Annotated in this window: 24 protein-coding genes; 7 read left to right on the top strand and 17 right to left on the bottom strand. The window is 38.7% G+C overall.

Going from position 1 to position 24,310, the window contains the following annotated elements:
- Positions 1 to 3: 3 nt before the first annotated feature.
- On the bottom strand, positions 4 to 2,775 hold the full coding sequence (locus tag MUY27_RS02650) for a TonB-dependent receptor (protein ID WP_245128420.1): 2,772 nt from the start codon (positions 2,773 to 2,775) through the stop codon (positions 4 to 6).
- A 475-nt stretch (positions 2,776 to 3,250) separates the two neighbouring features.
- Here MUY27_RS02650 and MUY27_RS02645 point away from each other — a divergent pair, with 475 nt between their 5' ends.
- Together MUY27_RS02645 and MUY27_RS02640 are read left to right on the top strand one after the other, a co-directional pair.
- On the top strand, positions 3,251 to 3,448 hold the full coding sequence (locus MUY27_RS02645) for a hypothetical protein (RefSeq protein WP_245128419.1): 198 nt from the start codon (positions 3,251 to 3,253) through the stop codon (positions 3,446 to 3,448).
- Positions 3,424 to 5,979 (top strand): phosphocholine-specific phospholipase C, encoded by a 2,556-nt coding sequence (locus MUY27_RS02640; RefSeq protein WP_245128418.1) that lies wholly within the window; start codon positions 3,424 to 3,426, stop codon positions 5,977 to 5,979. Before MUY27_RS02645 ends, MUY27_RS02640 begins: the two co-directional genes overlap by 25 nt.
- 149 nt (positions 5,980 to 6,128) lie before the next feature.
- Here MUY27_RS02640 and MUY27_RS02635 read toward each other — a convergent pair whose 3' ends face one another.
- The 4 genes from MUY27_RS02635 to MUY27_RS02620 form a co-directional block, all read right to left on the bottom strand.
- Positions 6,129 to 6,800 (bottom strand): response regulator transcription factor, encoded by a 672-nt coding sequence (locus MUY27_RS02635; RefSeq protein WP_245128417.1) that lies wholly within the window; start codon positions 6,798 to 6,800, stop codon positions 6,129 to 6,131.
- A 29-nt stretch (positions 6,801 to 6,829) separates the two neighbouring features.
- Complete coding sequence (locus tag MUY27_RS02630) at positions 6,830 to 7,612, bottom strand: sensor histidine kinase (RefSeq protein WP_245128415.1); 783 nt, start codon at positions 7,610 to 7,612, stop codon at positions 6,830 to 6,832.
- Positions 7,609 to 7,941: a hypothetical protein gene (locus tag MUY27_RS02625; RefSeq protein ID WP_245128414.1), complete on the bottom strand. Its 333-nt coding sequence runs from the start codon at positions 7,939 to 7,941 to the stop codon at positions 7,609 to 7,611. The genes MUY27_RS02630 and MUY27_RS02625 overlap by 4 nt, the downstream gene beginning before the upstream one ends.
- A 366-nt stretch (positions 7,942 to 8,307) precedes the next feature.
- Positions 8,308 to 8,901 carry a hypothetical protein gene (locus tag MUY27_RS02620; RefSeq protein WP_245128413.1) on the bottom strand — a complete coding sequence of 198 codons (594 nt, stop codon included), beginning with the start codon at positions 8,899 to 8,901 and terminating at the stop codon, positions 8,308 to 8,310.
- A gap of 310 nt (positions 8,902 to 9,211) precedes the next feature.
- Between MUY27_RS02620 and MUY27_RS02615 the strand changes: the two genes are divergently transcribed.
- The 5 genes from MUY27_RS02615 to MUY27_RS02595 all read left to right on the top strand — a co-directional run bounded on the left by MUY27_RS02615 (position 9,212) and on the right by MUY27_RS02595 (position 12,189).
- Positions 9,212 to 9,589, top strand: a complete 378-nt coding sequence (locus MUY27_RS02615) for a hypothetical protein (RefSeq protein ID WP_245128412.1) — start codon at positions 9,212 to 9,214, stop codon at positions 9,587 to 9,589.
- A gap of 319 nt (positions 9,590 to 9,908) precedes the next feature.
- A complete protein-coding gene (locus MUY27_RS02610; protein ID WP_245128411.1) occupies positions 9,909 to 10,571 on the top strand; it encodes a Crp/Fnr family transcriptional regulator in 663 nt (220 codons plus the stop codon).
- Positions 10,572 to 10,627: 56 nt separating this feature from the next.
- A complete protein-coding gene (locus tag MUY27_RS02605) occupies positions 10,628 to 11,425 on the top strand; it encodes a sulfite exporter TauE/SafE family protein (protein WP_245128410.1) in 798 nt (265 codons plus the stop codon).
- On the top strand, positions 11,422 to 11,646 hold the full coding sequence (locus tag MUY27_RS02600) for a hypothetical protein (protein WP_245128409.1): 225 nt from the start codon (positions 11,422 to 11,424) through the stop codon (positions 11,644 to 11,646). Before MUY27_RS02605 ends, MUY27_RS02600 begins: the two co-directional genes overlap by 4 nt.
- A 174-nt stretch (positions 11,647 to 11,820) precedes the next feature.
- Positions 11,821 to 12,189 carry a DUF1304 domain-containing protein gene (locus MUY27_RS02595; RefSeq protein WP_262918260.1) on the top strand — a complete coding sequence of 123 codons (369 nt, stop codon included), beginning with the start codon at positions 11,821 to 11,823 and terminating at the stop codon, positions 12,187 to 12,189.
- A gap of 31 nt (positions 12,190 to 12,220) precedes the next feature.
- Here MUY27_RS02595 and MUY27_RS02590 read toward each other — a convergent pair whose 3' ends face one another.
- From MUY27_RS02590 to MUY27_RS02540, 12 genes are all read right to left on the bottom strand, one after another.
- The gene (locus MUY27_RS02590; protein WP_245128407.1) at positions 12,221 to 13,123 is read right to left on the bottom strand and encodes an NAD-dependent epimerase/dehydratase family protein; all 903 of its coding nucleotides are present in this window, start codon (positions 13,121 to 13,123) and stop codon (positions 12,221 to 12,223) included.
- A complete protein-coding gene (locus MUY27_RS02585; protein ID WP_245128406.1) occupies positions 13,120 to 14,331 on the bottom strand; it encodes a glycosyltransferase family 4 protein in 1,212 nt (403 codons plus the stop codon). Before MUY27_RS02585 ends, MUY27_RS02590 begins: the two co-directional genes overlap by 4 nt.
- Before the next feature lie 3 nt (positions 14,332 to 14,334).
- Positions 14,335 to 15,204: a dTDP-4-dehydrorhamnose reductase family protein gene (locus MUY27_RS02580; protein WP_245128405.1), complete on the bottom strand. Its 870-nt coding sequence runs from the start codon at positions 15,202 to 15,204 to the stop codon at positions 14,335 to 14,337.
- Positions 15,192 to 16,316 carry a non-hydrolyzing UDP-N-acetylglucosamine 2-epimerase gene (gene wecB / locus MUY27_RS02575; protein WP_245128404.1) on the bottom strand — a complete coding sequence of 375 codons (1,125 nt, stop codon included), beginning with the start codon at positions 16,314 to 16,316 and terminating at the stop codon, positions 15,192 to 15,194. Before wecB ends, MUY27_RS02580 begins: the two co-directional genes overlap by 13 nt.
- A gap of 17 nt (positions 16,317 to 16,333) precedes the next feature.
- On the bottom strand, positions 16,334 to 16,765 hold the full coding sequence (locus tag MUY27_RS02570; protein ID WP_245128403.1) for a cupin domain-containing protein: 432 nt from the start codon (positions 16,763 to 16,765) through the stop codon (positions 16,334 to 16,336).
- A gap of 5 nt (positions 16,766 to 16,770) precedes the next feature.
- Positions 16,771 to 17,814 (bottom strand): polysaccharide biosynthesis protein, encoded by a 1,044-nt coding sequence (locus MUY27_RS02565; RefSeq protein WP_245128402.1) that lies wholly within the window; start codon positions 17,812 to 17,814, stop codon positions 16,771 to 16,773.
- Between the two features lie 2 nt (positions 17,815 to 17,816).
- Positions 17,817 to 18,863 (bottom strand): glycosyltransferase family 4 protein, encoded by a 1,047-nt coding sequence (locus tag MUY27_RS02560; RefSeq protein WP_245128401.1) that lies wholly within the window; start codon positions 18,861 to 18,863, stop codon positions 17,817 to 17,819.
- Positions 18,864 to 19,742 carry a glycosyltransferase family 2 protein gene (locus MUY27_RS02555; RefSeq protein ID WP_262918270.1) on the bottom strand — a complete coding sequence of 293 codons (879 nt, stop codon included), beginning with the start codon at positions 19,740 to 19,742 and terminating at the stop codon, positions 18,864 to 18,866. It abuts the gene before it with no gap.
- Positions 19,743 to 19,761: 19 nt separating this feature from the next.
- Complete coding sequence (locus tag MUY27_RS02550; protein ID WP_245128399.1) at positions 19,762 to 20,580, bottom strand: glycosyltransferase family 2 protein; 819 nt, start codon at positions 20,578 to 20,580, stop codon at positions 19,762 to 19,764.
- A 3-nt stretch (positions 20,581 to 20,583) separates the two neighbouring features.
- Positions 20,584 to 21,603 (bottom strand): EpsG family protein, encoded by a 1,020-nt coding sequence (locus MUY27_RS20695; protein ID WP_420846892.1) that lies wholly within the window; start codon positions 21,601 to 21,603, stop codon positions 20,584 to 20,586.
- A 98-nt stretch (positions 21,604 to 21,701) separates the two neighbouring features.
- The gene (locus tag MUY27_RS02545; protein ID WP_245128398.1) at positions 21,702 to 22,691 is read right to left on the bottom strand and encodes a glycosyltransferase family 2 protein; all 990 of its coding nucleotides are present in this window, start codon (positions 22,689 to 22,691) and stop codon (positions 21,702 to 21,704) included.
- Complete coding sequence (locus MUY27_RS02540) at positions 22,688 to 24,241, bottom strand: lipopolysaccharide biosynthesis protein (protein WP_245128397.1); 1,554 nt, start codon at positions 24,239 to 24,241, stop codon at positions 22,688 to 22,690. Before MUY27_RS02540 ends, MUY27_RS02545 begins: the two co-directional genes overlap by 4 nt.
- Positions 24,242 to 24,310: the final 69 nt, after the last annotated feature.

Here is a 24,310-nt window from a genome sequence, read left to right as displayed (position 1 = left end):
TGATTACAGTTTATAGCGAATGCCTAATAAGAAGTTAGTTTTGAAATAATCTTTTTGTACATATATTTTATGGTCGGCATCGGTCTGTAATGCCAGTGCACGTGCGCCGGGTGCATTTAAATAATTATTATATGACTGATGCAATTCCAGCACATAAGGCGTGTTAGTTAGGTTGTTAGCTTTTGCAAACAATGAGAACTTACGTGCAAATTTCTTTTCTGCTGAAAAATCGAGCTGCTTTGTTGGTGCCTGCCAATAGTCTAACCCATAATATGGGCTCACCAAAGCAATGCGCTCACCGGTATATACAAATGCGGCTTGCAGATCAAGGCCCATCTTCTGATTACGATAGATCAGCGCCAGGTTGCCCACATGGTCTGACTGTCCTTGTAATGGCCGGGTTTCAGACTGTATGCGTGAGGTTACCTGCCCGGCATCATTCCGATAAGAAAACAGTTTGTCTGTTGTTATTTTAGACCTGGTATAGGTATAGTTGGCTATTACCCCGAATGGGCCGAAATAATGGGTAAAAACTGCTTCCAAACCAAAGTTGCGCGCATCGCCGAAGTTTTGCGGTATTAAGGTTTGTGAAGTAACCCCGGTTTTTACAGCTGCGTATTCGATCGGGTTTTGGATACGCTTGTAAAACATACCGAGTAATAATTCGTCGGCATTCCGGGGGAACAGTTCATACCGAAAATCAATATTATCGGCAGTGGTATGGTTCAGGCCTGCAGGGTTACCCGCTTCCTTAAAAACCTCGCCCTGTATCCCGTCCGGGATCATATCAGAAAAAGCAGGACGAGCCAATGCCCGATAATAGGATAAACGCAAATTTTCATTATCTTTCAGTGCATACTTTAGTATACCGCTTGGCAAAAAGTCGGTATAAGTGATCGTGCCAGATTTGTAATCTACAGAAGCTGGTAACTGCGTGTCGTATTGCTGATGCGTATTTTCTACTCTCAGGCCGCCCAACGCTTCTAAACGGCTGGTAAGCCGCCATTTGCCTTGCACATAACCTGTAGCCACATTTTCGTCAAAATTGTAAGTGTTACCATCGGGCACCCATAAAGAAGCGCCTGTATTTTTAAAGATGTAACTGGCATTATCAATACCGTTGTAAACCTGTATGCTGTTGGTACCCAGGTACGGGCTGAGCGAGTAACTATTATAATAAGCGCTGCGTTTCTTATAACGTTCAACGCCACCAATCTTCAATTCAAAATCGCGGTCTAAGAATTTAAAACGGTTAGTAATGTTAAGGTAAGACGAATAATCGCGATCACTGTTATGGTTCCACATACGGGTCATCGTCTGCAGGATATCTACGCTGTTGGCTGTTTTAACAACCGGGTATTCATGCGTATACTCTGCCTGGTCAGGAATATGATTATCGGCCTGAGAAAAAGCTAAAGACCAGTCAAGCTTTGTGTGGCCCGTTAACTGATGCAGCCCCTGAAGGGTGGAGTTGTAGATGGTTTGGTATTGCCATCGGGTACGATGTGCCTCATCAACCAACGAGTTAAGTGCAATGGTATCACTGATGAGACGGGTTTGATAGTCATCCAAGCGCACATAGACGTTTACCAGCGATATTTTATTGTTGGCATTAAACCGATAGTCAAACTTATTATTAACACCTATACGGCGGCTTTGCTGCGAATAGCTGCGCGCCTCCAGATCTATAAACTGCGGAACGTTATTAAGTGCAGGCTGGGCATTCGGCAAAAAGAAAGTAGAATTATTACCGGTATAGTTATTCTGGTAACTACCCGAAAAGATGAAGCCCAGCTTTTTATCTGCACCTAAACGGTCACCTATCGTGACACCAAAATTGGTATTGATGGGGGTACTTTTAGGAATAAATTTAAGGTTAGCGACAGGGAAATCTGCCGGTACAGCCGCATAATTACTTCCATTGACTTCCGAAGGCGAGCGTTTGCTTACCGTAGCCCGACTGAATGCCTGAAAATCCCGGCCCGAAAACACGGTGTTGTATCCGGAAGAAAAATTAGCCTGTACCAGTGTCGTATTCGGCGCGTCTTTCATCACCAGGTTAATAGAACCACCTATAGCATCGCCTTCCATAGAAGGGGTTAAGGTTTTGCTTACCTCCAGGCGCTCCAGCAGTTCGGCAGGAAAAAGATCAAGCGGGATAAACCGGTTTTTGTTATCCGGACTGGGTATTTTGATACCGTTAACCAATGTGTTGATGTACCTTTTTTCCATACCGCGGATAATCGGATAGCGGCCCTCGCCAGAGCTGCTTCTTTCAATAGTAACCCCGGAAACACGTTGCATTACGTTGGCTACGGTGATATCCGGAGAGAGCGTTATGTTCTGCGCAGATACCACATTGATCACCTGGTTGGCTTTCATTTCTATGGTACGTGCCCGTTTGTCGGTAGATTCATTATTGCCTGTCACATTAATTTCGTTTAATGTTTTGTTATCAGGCAAAAGCGCAATGCTCATGGCGACCGTTTTACCGGTAGCTAAAACTACCTTTGCCGTTTTAGAGCGATAGGAAACGAAACGGAACTCGAGGGTATAGTCGCCCGGCTTAACATTCCGGAAGATGAAGTTTCCGTCTAACTGTACGGCCTGGCTCTTTCTGGTTTCTTTAATGGTCACCGTAGCGCCGATCAACGGTTCTTTGGTAGCGCCATCAATCACATTACCCTTGATAACCTGGGCAAATGACGTAGTAACCGCAAAAAATAGTAATAAAATTAAAAAGCATAGTTTTTTTAAGGGGTAAGGGTGTTTCATCTCTTAGGGACTAATTTGCGGCAAAGATTTCGTCCGAAAATTGAAGAAAAACTGAAGTATGACGCTGTATTCTATATGGTAATCAAATGTTAATATTCACTTAAAATCAGACACATTACACCTTTCACTCATCACAATAAATTAACGTTCAGCTAACTTCTCCAAAACACACAACTAACCCTAATCACCTCATATGTAACAGGTTAAAACAAAACAAAAACCATTATACAATCGCGGTAATTTAACCCCCAGTAAGCGAAACAATGTTGTAATCCTCCATAAAATCGGATCGAAAGGTGATCAAAGAGATAAACTAAGTATGACGAATGAAAACGCCATTAACTTAAAACACTTCTTATGATTGCCCTTTCCTCCCAACACTTAATTTTTACTTAACTAAAAATTCCGGCAAGATTCATAATTACAAAGTATTATTGCCCGTCTGTTTTCGCAGGATTTACATATGAATAAGCTGATGCAAAAAGTTTCCTGTTGGGCTGTTTCGAGAGGTAAGCCTACAAGATATACTATAGTTATTGCTATCATCGGCAATGCGATCCTGAATGTATTTATCCCAAGCGCCTTTAACAATATTTTAAAAACCATCAGTTGCAATTTAATCCCCTTACCTACTATTGAAGTTTTAAAATGGATAACAGAAGAGATTTCTTAAAAAAAGCAGCCTTACTGGCCAGCGCAAGCGGAATAGCAGCTGCCTTGCCGGATTCTATCGCAAATGCGCTTTCTATTAACGCTGCCGAAGGCAGTACATACATGGATGCCGAGCACGTAGTTATCCTGATGCAGGAAAACCGTTCTTTTGACCATACCTTCGGCACTTTGCGTGGTGTACGGGGCTACAATGATCCGCGGACGATCACCCTGCCCGATAAGAACCCGGTGTGGCTCCAAACCAATGCAAAGGGCGAAACCTACGGACCCTTCCGGTTAGATATTAAAAACACCAAAGCTACCTGGATGCACTCGCTGCCCCATTCATGGTCTAACCAGGTGAATGCCCGCAACGATGGTAAATATGATAAATGGCTGGATGAAAAACATTCAGGCTACCCCGAATATAAAAATATGCCCCTCACCATGGGCTACCACACCCGTGAAGATATCCCCTTTTATTATGCCTTTGCTGATGCGTTTACCATCTGCGACCAGTATTTCTGTTCTTCGTTAACCGGGACCAACCCTAACCGGTTGTACTTCTGGACGGGAACTATCCGTTCCGAGCAGAACGAGAATTCACGCGCGTTGGTCTGGAATGATGATATGGATTACGGCACATTAAACTGGCCCACCTTCCCCGAAAGGCTGGAAGACCATGGCATCTCATGGAAGTGTTATCAGAACGAGATGAGTATTGATGTTGGCTTTAAAGGTGAAGAAGATCCATGGCTGTCCAACTTTCAGGATAACCCACTGGAGTTTTTTGCCCAATACAACATCCACCTGCACCAGAAACATATCGCGCAGCTGCAAAAACAGCAGGCAGAGTTTAATGCTATCATCAGCCAAACTGAAAAAGATCTGGCAGCCGCATCAGGCAGTATGGCAGATACGCTTAAGAACAAGTTACACGCACACAGGCAAGAGCTTGGTAAAGTGAACGAAAGGCTGGAAAAAGTAAAAGGAAAAACATTCGACCAGCTTAGCGAACGCGAGAAGAACCTGCACCGCAAAGCTTTTGTAACTAACACCAATGACCCGCATTATCATGAACTGACCGATCTGAGCTATGATGATAACGGTCAGAAACGTACGATGAAAGTGCCCAAGGGCGATGTGCTGCACCAATTCAGACAGGATGTTAAAAACGGTGCGCTGCCTACCGTATCGTGGGTAACTGCGCCTGAAAACTTCTCTGACCACCCTTCTGCCCCTTGGTACGGCGCCTGGTATGTATCAGAAGTACTGGACATTCTGACCCAAAACCCCGAAGTATGGAAAAAAACCATTCTGATTGTTACCTATGACGAGAATGATGGCTATTTTGACCATGTGCCCCCGTTTACACCGCCGCATTCGCATAAACCGGGTATGGGCAAAGTTTCGGCGGGTATAGATACACGTGTTGATTATGTTACGCTTCAGCAGGAACAAGACAGACATGATTTCCCTACGAAATACGACCGCGAATGCGCAATCGGCCTGGGCTATCGCGTCCCCATGATCATTGCATCTCCGTGGACAAAGGGCGGCTTTGTAAATTCAGAAGTATTTGATCATACCTCTACCCTGCAATTTTTAGAACGGTTCCTATCCCAAAAAACAGGCAAGAAGATCACCGAACCAAATATTTCGGATTGGCGGCGTACTGTCTGCGGCGATCTGACTTCGGTTTTCAAACCGCAGGGCGGACAGCAAAGCGGCTACCCTAAACCAGTTGCTAAAAACGACTTTTTAGCCAGCATCCATAAAGCCAAATTCAAAAACTCGCCTACTGATTTTAAACTATTCTCTGAAGCAGAATTAGTCAAGATCAGGGACAACCCACACGCAACAGACTACCGGCCACAACAGGAAAAAGGCACCCGACCTTCTTGCGCCCTACCCTATGAGCTTTATGCCGACGGCGCTCTAACCCCTGACAAGCAGGCCTTTAGGCTGGACCTTTCTGTCGGCAAAGAGCTGTTCGGCAAAGCCTCTGCCGGATCACCTTTTAATATCTATGCAGTAAACCGTTACCAAAGCTTCGGCAACCCGGCGGTATTTGAAGATTCCCGTAACTGGTCCTACGCGGTAAAGCCGGGCGATATGCTTAGCGAACAATGGCAATTGGCAGCATTTGAAAACAAAGCCTATCACCTGCGTTTGTATGGACCCAACGGTTTTTACCGTGAGTTTACCGGAGCCGCCAACGATCCCGGCGTTCACACCACTATCCATTATGAACGGAACAAGCTGAATAACAAGGTAGCTACTGGCAACCTGTTGGTCACTATTCACAATACTGATAGTCGGCCCCACCAGGTTGCGTTAACCGATAATAGCTATAAAAACATCGCTCAGCACGTGCAAGTGTTACCAAAGCAAAGCGTAACATTATTGGTTGATACCCGAAAAAGCCACCAGTGGTACGATTTCAGTATTAAAGTAACCGGGGCACATTTGTTTGAAAAACGTTATGCTGGCCGGGTAGAGACCGGCAAGCACACCCAAAGCGATCCGCTGATGGGCGGTACCTTTGCTTAAAAGAAAGCCGATAACATAATTTAGAGTTTACCAACAAGCACGAAAAGCGATTGATAGAAGTCGCTTTTCGTGCTTGTTATATATATATTGAATTAAGAGCTGAATGCGGCTATATTAACCGGATATCTAAAAGAATAAGACTGTAAGACCTATAGCTCTACGATGTGGTTCTTTATGGCAAAAAGAACCAGACCGGCTACATTACGCGAACCGGTTTTCAGTAGTAAATTATTTCTGTGACCGTTAACAGTTTTCACACTGATAAATAATTTCTCCGCGATTTCCTCGGCTGTAAACTGCTGGCAGGTCAATTTCAATACATCTTCCTCCCTTGCGGATATACCTGTCATGAGTTGTTTGCCGGGCTTCAACTTCTTTGACATTCTATCTTGGATAGCTTTCAATACGCGGCTGTTAATATAAGTTCCTTTCTCAACTACAGATACAATTGCCTGGTAAACCTCCTGCGGGTCACAATCTTTAACGAGGTATCCATGCGCACCATTTTTGATCAGTTCTGCCATAAAATTTTCATCATTGTGTACAGAAAGTATCAAGATCTTTATTTCCGGAAATTTGTCGGCTAAAGCTACAGTCAGATGCAGGCCGCTATACTCTGTCTTACCAAGCGGCGGTAATGACAGGTCAACCAATAGAATATCCGGCAGCCGGGGGGCTTGCGCTAATTTCTCAATAACCGAAAAGCCATCGGCACTTTCAAAAATAACATCAAAAATATCCCAATTAGTCAGGATGGCTTTTATGCCTTCTCTAAACAGTAGTTGATCTTCTACTATGCCTACGTTAATCTTCTGATTCATAGATACAGGATTCAGTTCAATTGGATAAATCAGCCAACCGGAATTTTCAGTGTCGCTTTAACACCTCTGCTGGTGCCGTTGGTACATTCAAACAGGGCATTCATAGCCTGTGCCCTGGCCTCCATACTTATTAACCCCAGCCCGTGGTAATTTTTTGTTTGCGAGGGGAACCCATCGCCATCGTCTTCAAAACTAACTATCAGGTAGTTATCGAAATAATCGAATGTTAAGAAAACGCATCTAGCATTCGCATGTTTAATGGTGTTATTAAACAACTCCATCACAATTCTATAAACGCCTAATGCTACCGGCCAATTAACCGGCGGCCATTCATTCCTTATGGTAAAGTAAAAAGTAATCTTACCATTCGCGTTAATCTGATCAATAACAGATTCTATTGTCTTTACTAATCCAAAAGCTTCTAATTGCGGTGGCATCAGTTGGTGGCTAATGCTTCTTACACTGGTTATTGCGTTATCAGATAAATTGATGAGGTTTTGTATCACCTTTACGGAAGCGGTTGATGTCTGATTATCTTCTGCACTTTGCTTCATCAACATCAGGTTCATTTTCATTATCGATATCACTGCACCAATTTCATCATGCAGGTCACCGGCTATACGCTTTCTTTCCTCTTCCTGCACCAGAATACTGTTTCTTAAAAGCTCGTCCTGCTGTAGCGACTTTAATTCAGACTTTTCGAGTTCCAGTTCTATCAGGTTTCGCTGAAAGTTCTGGTATAATAACACCACCCCAACCGCTATAATAAAAAGCGCTACGGTAAACGGAATTATTATTTCGGTGATATTCACTTTTGTTTAACGTGTTTCCAAATTGCTATAATAAAGCAAGTATACATCACTACGGAGGCCAGGTCATTATATACCCAAATATAGTTTACCATCTGCTTACTGGCGTTCTTGATCAACGAATTTGAAAAATAGTAAATAAGCAAGGTGGTTAAAAGATTAATAAAACTGCCGGAGTTAATTAAGTTGAGCGTCTGTCCAATGGACGTTTTATGCATGCCCGAACGGGGATCCATCAGTACGATAAAGGCAAATACAGACAAGATGATCAGTACAAGCGCTTCTACGATCAACGCGTTAGAATTAAACGCATCAATAGGCTGTATGAACAAACTATTGATTAAAGAGAAAATGACGAATAAAGAAATCAGAAAAAAGAATATCCGCTTATCAACGTACTGCTTAAGAAAAGAATAATAAAAGTGGACCAGCAGCGTAAACTCGATTGGAACTGCAATGTGCAGCAGAAATAAGTTATTAATTTTTAAACTGGAAAGTACTAGCTGTACTATCTGCAAAATACTGTTAAAAAGCAAAAACAATCTGAATGAATATAGCCTTTGATCAAATTTATTAAAATAGATCAGTGTTAAAATACCCGCCACCAGGGGCGGGAGGTTTGACAACAGTAATAAAAAACGCACAAAAGACATCTTCTTCGATTTGCTTCAGCAATTAACAACTGTAAATCCGTTCGATCAATCTTCTGTTGAGCAGGGTGGGCAGGGATTATTTAAATCTATATAATAAACCCCGTCAGGGTCATCATTTAATTTACGTGCAGGTGGGTTGGAGGATGAAAATATACTGCAGAAAAAACATGCCTTACACGGATTCTGCCATAGCGTTCCGTCCTTATAGCATAAGTTACCTTCTTTATTAAAAAACAGATCTTTTGGGTTTTTCGGCGAAGAAATATCAATAGGGTGCACATAAACTTTGATGCTATCATTTACCAATCCGAGTTGAGTTTTGAACTTTATTTTCTCGCACTGGATGTATCGGTATAAATAGTCATCGTTCAGACCAAGCGCAAGTAATAAATCAGCACTGTTGATAACAGCTCCTTTATACGGAACGGCCTTAAAAAATGTCCTGGAAAGACTATCAAATGTATTTTTCTGTGCTTGAACAACATTATAACCCGTCAGACGGTGGTTAATCGTATCGGCAGGAATTGCGCCCTGGATAACGTAAGGGCTACGGCAATTTATTTTAAACACAAGTATAACGCTCAAAACTACTATTGCTAAAAGAAGTACAGGGATAATGAATTTGCGGGGTGTTTTCATGATGTTAAAGTTTTGGTTGAGTTTATTGTTACAATATTATCGAAAAGAATCCATCTCAATATCGACATCCATCATAATACACTTACAAACAGATATTTATACCTATTTATATACTCATAAACAGATAAAAGTACCTGGTTTGCATTATGCTTATTTATGCTGTTAACCGCCAAATAATTATAGCTCAACTTTACAAAATCAAAAGCTTTTGAGGCGGAGCAGAACCCGCTTAAAAAAACGGCCTGCCCATACAGGAAAACATGGGGCGAAATTCCGAAAAGCCAATAGAGTAGGAAACAACAATAATTTTATGGCAACCAACACCAACACAATTAATGTTACCGCGTGTGACAATGAGTTAATCATCCTGGCGTACCAGTGGGGCGGCAGCTTTGAATTAATGAGGATATTAAGTGGCAACACTAATCCTGTTAATGTAAACATCAACATCGCTAACGGACAATACTCCGGGCCAATTGTCCTGAACGGCGTCAATTCTGCTTTAAGCGGCACCTATGATGTCTACCTATCTCCGGGCAGTTACAGCCTTCTGCTGATGGGTGTAAACTGGGGTGGCCCGCAGCAATTTACTATCGCATTTAACGGTCAAACATACTCCTTACCTTACTCACAAAATGGTGATGGGCTTGTGTATAATTCAGCCCCGATTGCGTTCACTGTTGCTTAAGCAGATCGCTATCACAACAGCCAGCCGTACCCGACCAAAGGTGTACGGCTGGCTAAATTCACGAAGACGCCTTCGGACGCGGATTTGAAAACCGCGCCGTCTGCCTTGTCCGACATACTTCTTACGTGGGCAACTTTTCAATTAGCATTTAGCTTTAATGCTATCATTCCCATCACATTCCCCGGCATAAAGCGACTTAGCGAATATTCTGAATTTCGCACGTGTTAATTTTTGAGTTAAATTGCCACGCATTTTAAAATCTTCTGTGAAATAGAAAAACATTAACAGTTCCGGGCGAGCTGTTTTATTACATTTTATCATGAGCGATATTGATATTATTGTCGATGAGCAATACGTTGCCGGGTTGTTCCCCCAGTTTGAATCAGCGCTTTGCCGTTTCATTGCCGAACATGCCAGATTAAAGCAGTTTAAAGCAGGGGATATATTAATGCAAACTGGGCAGTATATGAAAGCTACTGTGTTAATCACCGCGGGAAGGGTTAAACTATACCGGCAGGGAGAAGACGGCGGCGAGTTTTTTATGTACTACCTGGAGGCAGGTAACGCCTGCGCATTATCCATGATCTGCGCCACCAAACAAGAAACCAGTGAGGTAATGGCAAAAGCTGTGGAAGATACTACAGCGTTGATGATTCCCATCAGCTATATGGACAACCTGATGCGCCAGTATAAAACCTGGTATTATTTTGTGCTGGAAACTTACCGCGCCAGGTTTGAAGAACTGCTAACGGTTATTGACGATGTGGCTTTCCGCTCTATGGACGAACGTTTGTTTTTTTACCTGCAAAAACAACATCGGCAGTTAAAATCGCGGGAACTGAAAATATCGCACAGTGAAATAGCAGCTGATCTGAATTCGTCGCGCGAGGTAATTTCACGATTATTGAAAAAAATGGAGCAGCGGGGCGATGTCAAACTACACCGCAACGCCATAGAATGGCTCGGGCCTGACGATGTGTGACCTAAGTCACCGTCTTTAAAGTATCAGACTTCCATCTTTGAGTAAGAATTTCACAGATGGAAACAATAGCTTATATCGCATCTGCCTTAATCGGCATCTCCCTCGGGCTCATCGGCGGCGGCGGCTCCATATTAACAGTACCGGTACTGGTCTATTTATTCGGCATCAGCCCGATTTTATCTACCTCTTATTCGCTTTTTATTGTTGGCTCCACCAGTCTGGTTGGTGCGATCAGCAATTATCGTAAAGGGCTGGTAAGTATCAAAACGGCACTGCTTTTCGGCTTGTCTTCCATAACAACCGTATTCATCACCCGCAAGTACCTGATCCCGCTTATCCCCGATCATCTTTTTACCATCGGCGGTTTCACCCTAACACGCAATATCGTCACTATGGTGCTGTTTGCCGTGCTGATGATAGTGGCGGCATCTGCCATGATCCGCAGCGGAAATAAAACAGAACCGAATAACACTCCCGAAAAAGAATTACATATTCCTAAACTACTAATAACAGGTATTGCAATCGGCCTGGCTACGGGCATACTTGGCGCAGGCGGCGGCTTTTTATTGATACCAACCTTGGTGCTATTAGTTGGCTTGCCGATGAAAGAAGCCATCGGTACCTCACTTCTGATTATCGCCCTGAATTCGTTAATCGGTTTTACAGGAGACATTGGTCATTTTCAAATCAACTGGATATTCCTGCTCAAAATTACAACGATAGCGATCTCCGGAATATTTGCAGGCGGAGCGCTAAGCAGAAAGATCAATGGCCAGAAATTAAAAAAAGGGTTCGGTTGGTTTGTGCTGATGATGGGCAGCTATATTATCATTAAAGAACTGATACTGAAATGATCAGGAAATATCTCAAAAAGCAGCTACTTACCAGATGGAACCTGGCCAGAGTACTTAGGCTACTGATAAGCAGCACAGTGATCTATTTATCTTTTGAAGAAAGAAACTGGCTGTTCTTCATGTTAGGGATTATCACACTTTACCAGGCATTATCCAATACCGGCTGTACCGCGGGGGCATGTGCAATCCCCAACCGCACCTCAAGGAAACAGCGCCTGTGAAAGGCTGAGTTGATTCGTTAAAGAGCCCACCTTGAAAGCTTAATCACATAAACATTACGCCCCTTCAAATTTGCCAACAAAAGCACCTGCTTTTTATAGCAGAGCTACTTTTAAAATAAACGAAAAGCTTAAATTCAACCCTTGTAACCGCCAACTTAAACACTTTAAAATATTATGGTTTATTTATCCGTTATCTTGACCATCGTCGTAATAATCGAACACTGTTACATTTTGTGGATGGAAATGTTTGCCTGGGAAACTGCGGGCAAAAGAGCATTTTCAACCTCTCTGCCAAAAGAGTTGTTCACGCCAACAAAACGTTTGGCTGCCAATCAAGGGCTTTACAACGGCTTCCTCGCCGCAGGATTGGTTTGGTCTTTCTTGATTGAAAATCCTGAATGGACAATTAATATCCGTTTGTTTTTCTTAGGATGCGTAGCCGTCGCCGGCATTTTCGGTGCATTTACGGCTTCTAGAAAAATTTTTATAATACAGGCAATACCAGCACTGTTGGCTATGTTATTTACCTTGTTAAGCAGATAAGAGCTGTAAAAACAACCATCACTAAAGGACACTATTTACCGCCGAAGGAAGCAGCAGTAATTTCAAGACCCTTTCTGGAAGTTAAGGGTAAATCCTTACCGATTGCCTGCTTGATTTTATGATTGCTGACGATGTAGCTTTCGGTCAGCTTATTCAATCTTTCTGTAGTTAATGGAAGATGCAATTTGTCACCTAATTTTGCAACTGATTTAATCAAACCCGGAGGTATTTTCCAGAGTTTCGGCTTTTCATTTATTGACGCGGATAAAATGCTTACGACCTCGCTGGTTGATAACGGTTCATCATCCGCAACGTGATAAATGCCTGAAGTAATGTCATCTCTTTCGATCAGCTCCTTAATGATAAAACATAAATTTTCGACACTAAGAAACGACCTTTTATTCTCAAAACCTGCTAAAGGATAAGGAATACCTTTTTTGACAAATTGGTAAAGTAAGTTAAGATTCCCTTTATTGCCCGGCCCGTGAATCATGCAAGGCCTTAAGATGTAATACGACTTTCCTTCTGGCAATGGCTGACTTTGAATGTACTGCTCAGCCATCAGTTTTGATTTGCCGTAATCGGTTTTAGGATCAGGAGTTGCATCCTCAGTAAGCGTTCCATTAACACTATCTGCCGCTGCTTTTACGGAACTTACAAAAATGAATTTTTTAGCAGCAGATACTAAAAAGGCGTCGTAGAGCTTTTTGGTTAGCTCAAAGTTAACTGCGTAGTATTCCCTAGGATCAGAAACGTTTTTTAAATCATGTGCCTTACCGGCGAGGTGGATGAGGGCTTCAACGCATTCAAATGATGTTTTATCTGCATTAGACAACTCATTGCGAGTCAGCTTATGTAACTGATAATCAGCTTGAAGATAAGTAACTAGGTTTTGTCCAATAAAACCTGTGCCTCCTGTGATATGTAAGGTCATAAATCTGATTTAAAGATATCCTCCAGTTTATCCAGCAACTTTTCTCTCTCAAACTCAAGTTCGAAATATGCCCTGGCGTTGTTGCCTAATTTGGCCCGTTCAGAAACAGACATTTTAGACATTTTTTCAATGTTATTGGCAAGGCCAACAGAATCTTCAGCATCCGAAACCAATCCAGCGTTAGCATCTTTTATGATGCGGGCACCTTCCCCGTCTAATGCCCCAATAAGCGGTTTGCCGCAAGCGAGGTACGATTGCACTTTAGAGGGTATCGTAAGGCTAAATATATAATTGCTTTTTAAACTTACTAATAAACAGTCGGCACAAGCAAAAAAGTTAGGCATTTGCTCAACGGGGCGTTCGCCTAACAAAAAGAACACATCCTGCAGATTGTTATCTGCAATTTTTTGTTCAACGTACGGCTTTTTTCTGCCATCGCCGATAATTACCCATTTAATGTTTTTATTATGATCCCGTGTTATACAAGCAGCATTTAATAATGTATTAAAATCCTGCGCTTCACCTATGTTCCCGGCAAACATCACTGTAAATCCTTGTGGCAGCTGCCGCTTAAACTCACCTAACGGACTGACAACCTTATAAAGCGCTTCAACCGAGTTGGGATAATAAATTATTTTTTTTTCATCATTAGCGCGTTGTAAAATGCTTGGGGTAAATGCCTGTGATTGGATAAGTATTTTATCACAATTTTTATAAATCCAATGTGTAACTGATTCTAAAAAGTTGATAATTCTTTTGTTCTTAATGTCAGTTGTAGCAGTCACACTTTCGGGCCATAAATCTTGTACCCAAAAATAGATGGGGATTTTTTTTCTTCGCTTTAAAACTATAGCCGGCACTCCTGATATGATGGGTGATGGAACAAAGACAAATATTTTGTCATATCGGCCCTTTAGGAAAAAAGCTTTTATTGAACCAAAAAGTGCGAAAGAAAGATAGTTGAAAACCAAGTCGATATTGTTGGCTTTATGACGTGGTATTAACGCCGCGCGATGTATCTTGATATCATTCCAGGTTTCTCGGGATTTGTTAAGGAAAGAGTAGCCTTCATAAAAAGTTGTTTTACCATAATTGGGCTTGCCTGTTAAAACCTCTACCTCATGGCCTTTTTCCTTTAATCCCACGGCTAAATCATTTATTCGGAATTTTTCGGGCCAAAAGTATTGTGAAACAATAAGAATGCGCATCGACTAAAATTTGTATTTGTATAAATGAGGATGGTTCTGTATCCACTCCTTCATTTGTATAATCATAGCTTCATAATCCGGAACCGTATATTGAAAACTATGATTTGTTCTTATCAGAGACTTGTCTACTGTATAAGCTGAATATTTTGAAATGTTAATATCTTTTTTGTTGAATACTTTTTTAAACAAAGTAATCAGATCAAACTTATTGATCTTTTCCGAGTTTACTAGATGGTGCAGGCCGGTTATGTCCTCTTGCTCTAATAATTTAGTTATAGCTTTAGCAAGCTCTAACGTGGTCACACCGGTCCAATAAGCCTGCATATAGCCATTTACTTCACCTGTTTGGTTCATGAACCAATTGAAGAGGCCAATACCGTTAGCTTTTAACTCAGGGCCGATAATTGACGTTCGTAACGTTATATTATTACCATAGGTAACTTCGCCCAACGCTTTAGATTGGGCATAGTATCCCTTGCCATCTTTAAAACTAGTTTCAACATATGCACCCGTACTGCCGCTGAAAACGCAATCAGTGCTGATATGAATAAATTTATAGCCAATCAGAGCGCCTTTTCTTGCAATGAAATGAGGTAAATAACTATTCAATAAAATCGCCTTATCGGGATTACTCTCAGCTTCCTGATTCAGTAGCCCTACACAATTGATAACAAAATCGGGTTTTTCTTTAAGTAATATTTCTTCAAGCACTTGGACATTACTGATATCCGCCTCATGTTTGGGAGTAAAAAAACTTGAATCCCGGGCAACATCCACCACTTTATAAGTGGTGTTTTCTTTAAGGTAAAAGTAAATAGCATGGCCTGCCATCCCTTTAGAACCTACTATAAGCACTTTCTTTACTTGTTCCATATAACGCGGTTGACAATTGTGGTGTAGCTTTGTATAACCCTTACAACTCGTTCTGAAGTATCTGTAACTGTGTATTCTGCTGGCAATTGCTTATTTGTGCCCGTGCTTTCCATTGATTTTACCACTTCTACAGATTGCAAAATGGAATCAGTATCAATGCCTCCTAAAACTATCGTACCTGCATCTACAGCTTCCGGACGCTCTGTGCTTGTTCTGATACTTACCGCCGGGAATCCCATCATAGCAGATTCCTCGCTTATGGTACCACTATCCGAAAGTACAATAAAAGCGTTTTGCTGTAAATTTACGTAATCAAAAAAGCCAAGAGGGCTGACGTTTTTGATCAGTTCATGGAATTTAATGCCCTTCTGTTCAATTCTTTTCTTGGTACGCGGATGTGTTGAGAAGATGATGGGAAACTTATACTTTTCGGCTATGCTGTTCAATGCCCTCGCCAATTGTTCAAAATTATTCTTAAGATCGATATTCTCCTCACGATGGGCGCTTACAACTATATATTGTTGTGGAGTTAATCCTAATTTTGTCAATATACCGGAATTGGCGATTTTTTCTTTATGCTTTAAAAGCACTTCATTCAGCGGCGATCCAGTTACGAATACATGATCTTTTCTAAACCCTTCGCTTAATAAATATCGGCGGCTGTGTTCTGTATAAGTAAGGTTGATATCACTGATATGGTCCGAAATTTTCCGGTTAATCTCCTCCGGTACGTTTTGGTCAAAGCACCTGTTGCCTGCTTCCATATGGAAAATTGGTATTTTTAACCGTTTTGCCGCAATTGTACATAATACACTGTTAGTATCTCCTAAAACTAATAATGCATCGGGCATTTCCTTCTGTAGAATTTCGAATGAATTGGCTATTACATTTCCTATTGTACGCCCCAGGTTTTCGCCAGCTACATTTAGAAAATAATCTGGTTTTCTTAGTTCGAGATCCTCGAAAAAAATTTCATTCAACTCATAATCGTAGTTCTGCCCGGTATGGACCAAGAGATGCTCAAATAACTTATCGCATTTCTTTATACATTCTGAAAGTCTTATAATCTCGGGCCTGGTGCCTACAACAGTTGCTACTTTTAATTTTTTCATCGGTTTATCTAATTATACTACCACTGGTACCATAAATTTTTATCGAAACGAAAGTCATCCTTTTGACTTTCTTCGGTGCTTAAATCAGAGAATACTAATAACCTGGAGTCTGATTCAAGGGCGGTTATTCCGGTAGCATGCCCACCCGGTACATGAAGGATGCTTACATCTGTTGCCTTTAATAAGTTTAAAGCCGGTTTTAAATCAGTCGAAGGGTTATCCCAGTTGTCCGGTTGTACCGTCAAGAGGTTAAATGCTCCATTTAAGACTAAAAACCATTTATTTTCACGTTTATGCCCTTGCCAGGCTCTTACAATACTAGTGTCCGGATGTTCTATGATGTACAATCTTTTGATGCCTTGTAGATCAAGATCGTTAAAATAAGTTAAAACACCACGCACATCGATATGCTGGCCCGCCTTAAAGAGCTGGATATTTTGTTCTTCCATTACTTTTAAAACCCAGCAGCCGCTGCACTTTGTGCTGCAGCAATATCGTCTTGAATAAAAGAGATTTTGGCAACAAGATTTTTGATTCCTGTAACATCTTCGCGTTTGGCGTTGTGTGAGTGATAGTCTTCAACTGTTGAAACGTCCTCCTGGCCTTCGAAGAAATATTGATTGTAGTTTAAATCCCTGTTATCTGCAGGTATGCGATAAAATTCGCCCAGATCTTCGGCCTTAACCATTTCTTCTCTTGTACATAAGGTTTCATAGAGTTTTTCGCCATGCCTTGTACCGATTACTCTTATGGCTGATTTCGAATTACAGATTTCTTTTAAAGCCTGCGCTAGATCGCCGATAGTGGCCGCGGGAGCTTTATTTACAAACAAATCTCCCTGTTTGCCATGCGTAAAGGCAAAAATCACTAGGTCAACGGCCTCGTCTAACGACATTAAAAAGCGGGTCATGGCAGGGTCTGTAACCGTGATATCTTCTCCCTGCTTAATTTGATTTAAAAAATGGGGAATAACAGAACCTCTTGATCCCATTACATTACCGTAGCGTGTTAGACAAACGGTAGTGGTATCATTGGGGATATTTCTCGAGGTGGCAATGGCTACCTTCTCCATCAGCGCTTTAGATATGCCCATGGCGTTAATAGGATAGGCAGCCTTATCTGTACTTAAACAAATAATCCGGCTCACTTTATTTGCTATGGCTGCATCTAATGTATTCTGCGTACCGAAAACATTGGTTTTTGTTGCTTCCAATGGAAAAAACTCACATGATGGCACCTGTTTTAGCGCCGCAGCGTGAAAAACATAATCCACGCCATGCATAGCCCGTTCAATGCTGTGGTAATCCCTCACATCACCTATATAAAATTTTAGCTTTGAATTGTTCAAGGCCACGCGCATGTCGTGCTGCTTTTTCTCATCACGCGAAAAAATGCGGATTTCTTTAATGTCCGTATTTAAAAAGCGTTTTAGAACCGCATTACCGAATGAGCCTGTTCCTCCGGTAATTAATAAAGTCTTTCCGTCAAAAACCGACATACCTATTTGTTTAATAATGATTTATAATATTCTATATGGCCCTCTGCCATTATCTCTGAAGTAAAAACTAATTTAGCCTTACTATGGGCTCTTTTCCCTTTAGATGTCTTTTCAATAAAAGCTAGTTTAATAGCTTGAATTAAAGAACGGGAATCATTTAGGTTGAAAAAAGTGACTTCTTCACCGGAAAACAATTCATGAAAAGATGGTATGCTGGAACACACTATAGACTTTTCTTCCAAGGCTGCCTCAACCATAGCTAAACCGAAACCCTCGCTATAAGACGGCATCATATAAACATCAATAAAACGTAAGTAAGAGTACGGGGCTGGGATGTAAGGGAAGAAAAACACTCGATTGTTTAAAATTAATTTGTCAACTAATTTTTTCAATTCATTCAAGTACGGGCCCTCTCCAATTATTATATATGCAAAATCATCCAATTGTTCTAAAACTTCTATTATTTGCGATAGTCCTTTTCCCTTAGTTATAGTGGCATATGAACAAAGAACCTTAAAGCCTCTTTCTTTAATATTCAAAATACTTGTTTTAAGAGAATCGCTGATTTGATAATTGTCAATACTGCAACCGTTATAGATTGTTGTGATTTTCTTTGGTAAGAAACGCTTATACCTTCTTTCTAAATCGTTTGAGATTGTTATGACTCCATCAAAACTTTTGTGCAAACGAATCCAAAATGATGTCAACAAGAATGCTACGATTATGTTATATCTAATCTTGAAACAGGTGAATGTATCTTGATGAATGGTACTAACAATCTTTGAACTAAAAATTTTATTCCTAAACTTAAAAAGATATAAGTCTGCTCTTAAAGTATGACTATGTATAATATCGTAATTATTAAAATCAATCGGTTCATTTTTTTCAATTTTCCGAACGCTACATTTAAAAGGTAAAGGTGTTTTAACTTCATCAAAATAATATACATCGACAACTTCTACTTTACTGTCAAGAAACTTGATTAAATTATTAACAGCTATAACAGGCCCTTTGTTAATCAAGGATGGTAGTATAAAAGCAATTTTCATTTATTTTAAAAGTGCCTTAAGCAATATTATATTATGATTCAATGAGTACCTGGATTTTAATAGATCTTTTATTAGAACAAGAAAAGAAAGTAGAAGTAAGTGAAATTTTTTTAGACCAAAAAGATGCTTTTTAATATAAAGATTAAGGCTTTGGGTGATAATCAACTTTCTTTCAAACTTCATTATACTATCAAAACTTCCGCCTTCCAAATGGATAATTCCTCTTTCATTTATCACGTAATTGCTATATCCCAAATCATGCATCCTTTTTTGCAAATCAGTCTCTTCATAATACATGAAAAATCCAGGATCAAATACTGAGACCTGATCAAGGACCTTTCGAGGAATAAATAAATCGGCACCTGAAACAAAATCAACTTTAGCATAGTAATTTGCATTCAATATCTGATAAATATCCGCTTCATAAGATCTTTTTGCTGTTGGTAGTTTCTCAAATAAACGCTTATATATTCTTTTAGCTGAAATAAATTCTCCAAAAGACATCATGTCAGCTTTATAATTATTGATTAGACAGGTACCAATCGCACCAATTTTATGATCCCGATGATCTTCAGCAAATAGATAAAGTTTCTCTATAATGTCATAAAGAAGAATTGTATCTGGGTTTAGCAAAAAAATGTACTTTCCCTTAGCAACTGCTATTCCAAGATTATTTGCACCGCCAAAACCAATATTTTCATCAAGATAGATGTATTTGATACGACTATCTGATGAAAACATTTCTTTACTTTGATCAGTAGACGCATTATCGACTACAATTATTTCATAGATGTTTTTAGTAAATCTTACAATACTTTCAATACATTCAATAGTCATTGAGCATGTATTATAATTTACGATGATTACAGAAACTTGCAAGTCTTCCAAGTTCAAGTATTTAATTTGTTACGTAAAAAGTTAATCTAAAAAATAAATAACTTATAGCATTCATTTTATATTTTTTTCTAAGTACCTTGTATAGCTTGATAGAATAATCAAAATCAGGAAGATGAAAATATCTACTTAAGGTAGGAAACTTACTATGATGAACTTTGGAACCAATAACATTTCCTCCATGTTGTCGGTAATACAAAGTCGGAACAGTTAGTGAAATTATTACACCATTTGATGAGTCCACACACATTGCAAGCCAATGATCGTGCATTATTTCATTAGTAAAATCTAAAAAAGCAATATCTTTCACCTTACTATTAATTAAAATTGTGCATCCGGTAACGTAATTAACAAGCTTTAAGTATTTTCTGGCGATGATTGATGGACTTGACTTATTGTTCTCCCATAAAGACTTGGAAACTATATTTAAATTGACGTCAGAAACTATAAGATCTGAATGCAATAAAATAGGCAAATTACCAGATCTTATTTCTTCTGCCTTCATAGCATCTATTGAAAGCTGGATTTTACTAGGTAGCCAAACATCATCTTGATCACAAAACATATAGTAGTCTGCTTCCACGTTTTTTAATAGCCACATAAAACTGGAAGATACGCCTTTATTGTCCTGCTTACAACTTAAATAGAGTTGGACGTTTGGATACCTTTCTTTATAATAATTCAAAACCGCTAAAGTGCCATCTGTGGAACCATCATCTCTTATATGAAGAGTAAAGTCTTTATATGTTTGAGTTAGTAGACTATCCAGTTGTTGAGGTAAATATTTTTCTCCGTTATAAGTTGATAACAAAATCGCAATCATAGTCTAGTAATTCCTATTAATGAATTTTTGATCCTTGGCTTCAGAACTAAAAATGGAGTAATATGGAATCCATTTTTCGTAATATTTAACGGGCCAATAGAACGAAATATACCCATAACACAGAATTATTACAACAACGGTCGAGGTGACAAAAGACTTAGTCAAATTCATGGACTTTTGTTGAAAAAACGGCATTAAAACATCCGATAACGAGATACAATAAAACGCAAACAGATAATTAGTGAACCGGGTAAATATTATGGTGTTGAATACTGAGAGTACGCCGAGTAAACCGAAAACGCAGATTAAAGCCTCATAGTGTATTTTCATGTGAAATTTTACTTTTGCCCACATTAACAATCCAACAGGAATTAATGTCCGAGTAATAAAAAACAAAAGTGTCGATTTCCAACCATAACCTGCCTCTGAATAATCATTAACTTTTTTTCCGATCTTATCAACATTTTCTAAGAATGTGAAGAGGTAAGTCAATTGGCCAAGAATTAAAAATGAGGCAATTAAAATTAAAATATATGTCCTGTTCAGCTTTAATATTTTAAAGAAAGGCAGAATTATCAAAAATACTGCTGAAAGGTGAAACATGATAGCAAAAAAAACGCCGATGTAATACCTAAACCATTTATTAGTTTCAAAGCTTTTATAATTTATTATAAAAACCATAATTGCTAAGGATTCTCTCAATATTTCAACTGTGAAATTTATGTAAAACATCAACAAGCATAAAAACAGTGTAAAATAGCGGTATCGGGAATTTTTAATTATGAAACAGAATAAAACCGTATTGATGATAATAGAATGAAAAATTTGAAAACTGGTAAAACTAGGGTATATAATTTTAGTGATGTAGGCAAATAAAGAGAAAAAAGGTTGGTACTCCGCATCCCAAGAAATGTTAATAGCATTTGAAGTAGGAATGCTATCGAAATACAACTTATAAAAATAACTATCCCCTCCAACCATATATCTTAAGCCAATTAATAAAACAAGATAAAAATACAACATCCAAAAGATCAGCGGCTTTGCTATATCTTTAATTTGAAAAATATCGTACCTCACTGACCCATAAATTACTACAATAAAAGGGATGATATAATATATCATTAATATTTATTATTATATAATTTAGTAAACAATAAAAACTTTTGTATTTCAAAATCGCGTTCTTTGCATAAGCTTTCATGGGATTTCAGTAAATTATTGCGCAGCAAGGACTGGTTAAAGTCATCCTCGTGATATACGTCAGTTTTATTTATTTTATTTTTCACAAAACAATCGTAAGCTTTACCCCAATAATGATTAATTTGAATATTCGTTTTACTATTCTTTGATATCCTGTTTATACCAAAATTGATGAGTTTTTTAAACTGGTTAATTGGAGGAATATTAAACCCCAAAATTTTTGCATTCATCTTATGAGGATTTTCAAAAGGCTTAAATGAGAACTTCATATTACAAAACATTTTTGTGAATGTGCTGTACTTAGGCCAACATTGGGTATATTGTTCAATAACTAGTTTATTATGGTCGTGTTTCATCTTTCCGCTAGAACCAAATTGTTTCCAATATACAGCAACTCCAGGGTACTTTTTATAATTTGATAACCAACCTTTAATATTGTTAGTAGAAATGGGGCAAATAAACTCGTCAATATCGATGAATGTTAACCAATGAGTATCATTATTAAAATTCTTGTAGCAATGTTCATATGCCTGCATTTGAGAATGTTTGTGCGGCCAATCAAATAAATCAACAACTCCTTTATCTATATAAGGTTGCAAAATACCAATATAATCATCGTCAGAATTATTATTATATAGGTAGAAATGATCTATGCCGATTACTAAATGAAACTTTATCCACTCGTCAAGAAATTCTGATTCATTTTTAAAGATGCAACAAATTGATATTGTATGCCTATAATGAGTCTTTTTCTTTTTTAAAATGTTGTTTAGAAAAATCAGGAGATGTATGAATGGATACTGTATAAAGTATGCGATATACCTTGTTACTGTATTTTTAAATAATGTTTGACTTTGAAGTTCTCGATGAACAAAATTACCTTTTATAAAGTATTCCAAATTCTCCTTCATGCTGGTTGTTTGGCTATAATTATTTTTTTTAATCTAGTAATAAACAGGGGCAGGCCTTTTGTAAGGAGCGAAAATGACAATATCATAAGTAATGTAATTGTAACAGCGACTAAGAAGCCAAATGTTATGAAGTTCACCAAGGAAATATTAGAAGTGAAACTTAGGTAGCTAATCGCATACTCACAAATAGTAATTACAAGAACCGATACTAAAACTTGCTTAAAGTACATCTGAAAATACTTCACTGGATTTGTTTTAATTCCATTTCTGAATAAAAAAAATGGCTTCCAACATAACACGATCAAAATATTACTTAATATAACACCTGCCAGTACCCCTTTCACACCAAAAAACTTACCCAAAGAAATAGAGAGAGAAACATTCAATATTAACTCCAATATTGGCGCAAATATGTCTTTAAATAAGCCATATGCATTTAAAAAAGAATCGACCGTTAATCTTGTAATGTTTATAAACATTAGTATTACCAGTAAGAGGAGTACGGACGGATCTAACAGATAATTTGTACCTAACCATAACGTTATGAAAATAGGCGTAAGTTTGTAAATTGAATAACAGGAAATAACCGCTAATAAGAACCTTACTGTAAACAACTCTTCGAATATTGCCTCTATTTTTAAACTATTACCTTCTGAAACTAAATTTCCGACACTTGCATTTACACTATTGAATATTGCCCCTAGTAAAGCAGTGACTCCTGCTATAACTAATAAGTAATTCCCATATTTTGCAACAAATGATAGATTTGTAAAAGCAAAAATAACTAGTGGAGTAACTTCAGTTAATGCAAAACCGGCTAATTTATGAGCAAACAACTGCTTAGTTTTTAATGTTATTTCAGAATGCTTTGCAAGCGCCGCTTTGCCTTTTATATAACTTACATCCAACCATGAATACTCTTTATTCAATTTATAATTGATTCCCCACGTTATTACAATTATTGATAGTAATTCCCAAAAAATCCAAAAAATATACCCGTGACTAAAAAAGTTAATAGAAATTAATTGTAAAACGATTTTTAAGAACTTAGCCCCTTGAAGAATATAGTTTAATTGATACTCTTTTTGATCGGATATGAAAAGAATTTGCTGATAGCTGAAGAAGTAACTTGACAAAGATGACAAGAACAGCACCCCAAATGTTGAATAGGCATACCACATAGGAATACTCATATCTGAAAAAATCATAGGAAAAAATAACATCAATATAAGCCCGGCAACCATTACGACCACACCAATCCGAGTATACAAATACCCTTGCACAGAAATTATTTCATTTATACTAGCATGATCTTTTTTTGATAAGGGAGAATAAAGCGAATAGCTTACGGCGGCTCCTACACCAAGTTCTGCAATGTTTAAAAACTGCAATAAATTCATAGCAGTGGTATTTAAACCCAGTACTTCAGAACCAAGATGATTTAGAAAAATTTTACGATAGAAAAACTGAATTAGTAAGTTAATGAAATAAAAAACAACTGCTACTCTTGCATTTCTAAAACTATTAAATATTCTTGAATTCCTATCCACTACTTTCCCAAGTTAAATTTTCTATGTGTTCTGAATAATTCCAACAAAAGCGCTAATGAAATATCTTAT

Source organism: Mucilaginibacter straminoryzae, assembly GCF_022953055.1.
GTDB classification, from domain to species: Bacteria; Bacteroidota; Bacteroidia; order Sphingobacteriales; family Sphingobacteriaceae; genus Mucilaginibacter; species Mucilaginibacter straminoryzae.
Note: the sequence above shows the minus strand (reverse complement) of the source record. Positions and strands in the feature narration are given on the sequence as shown.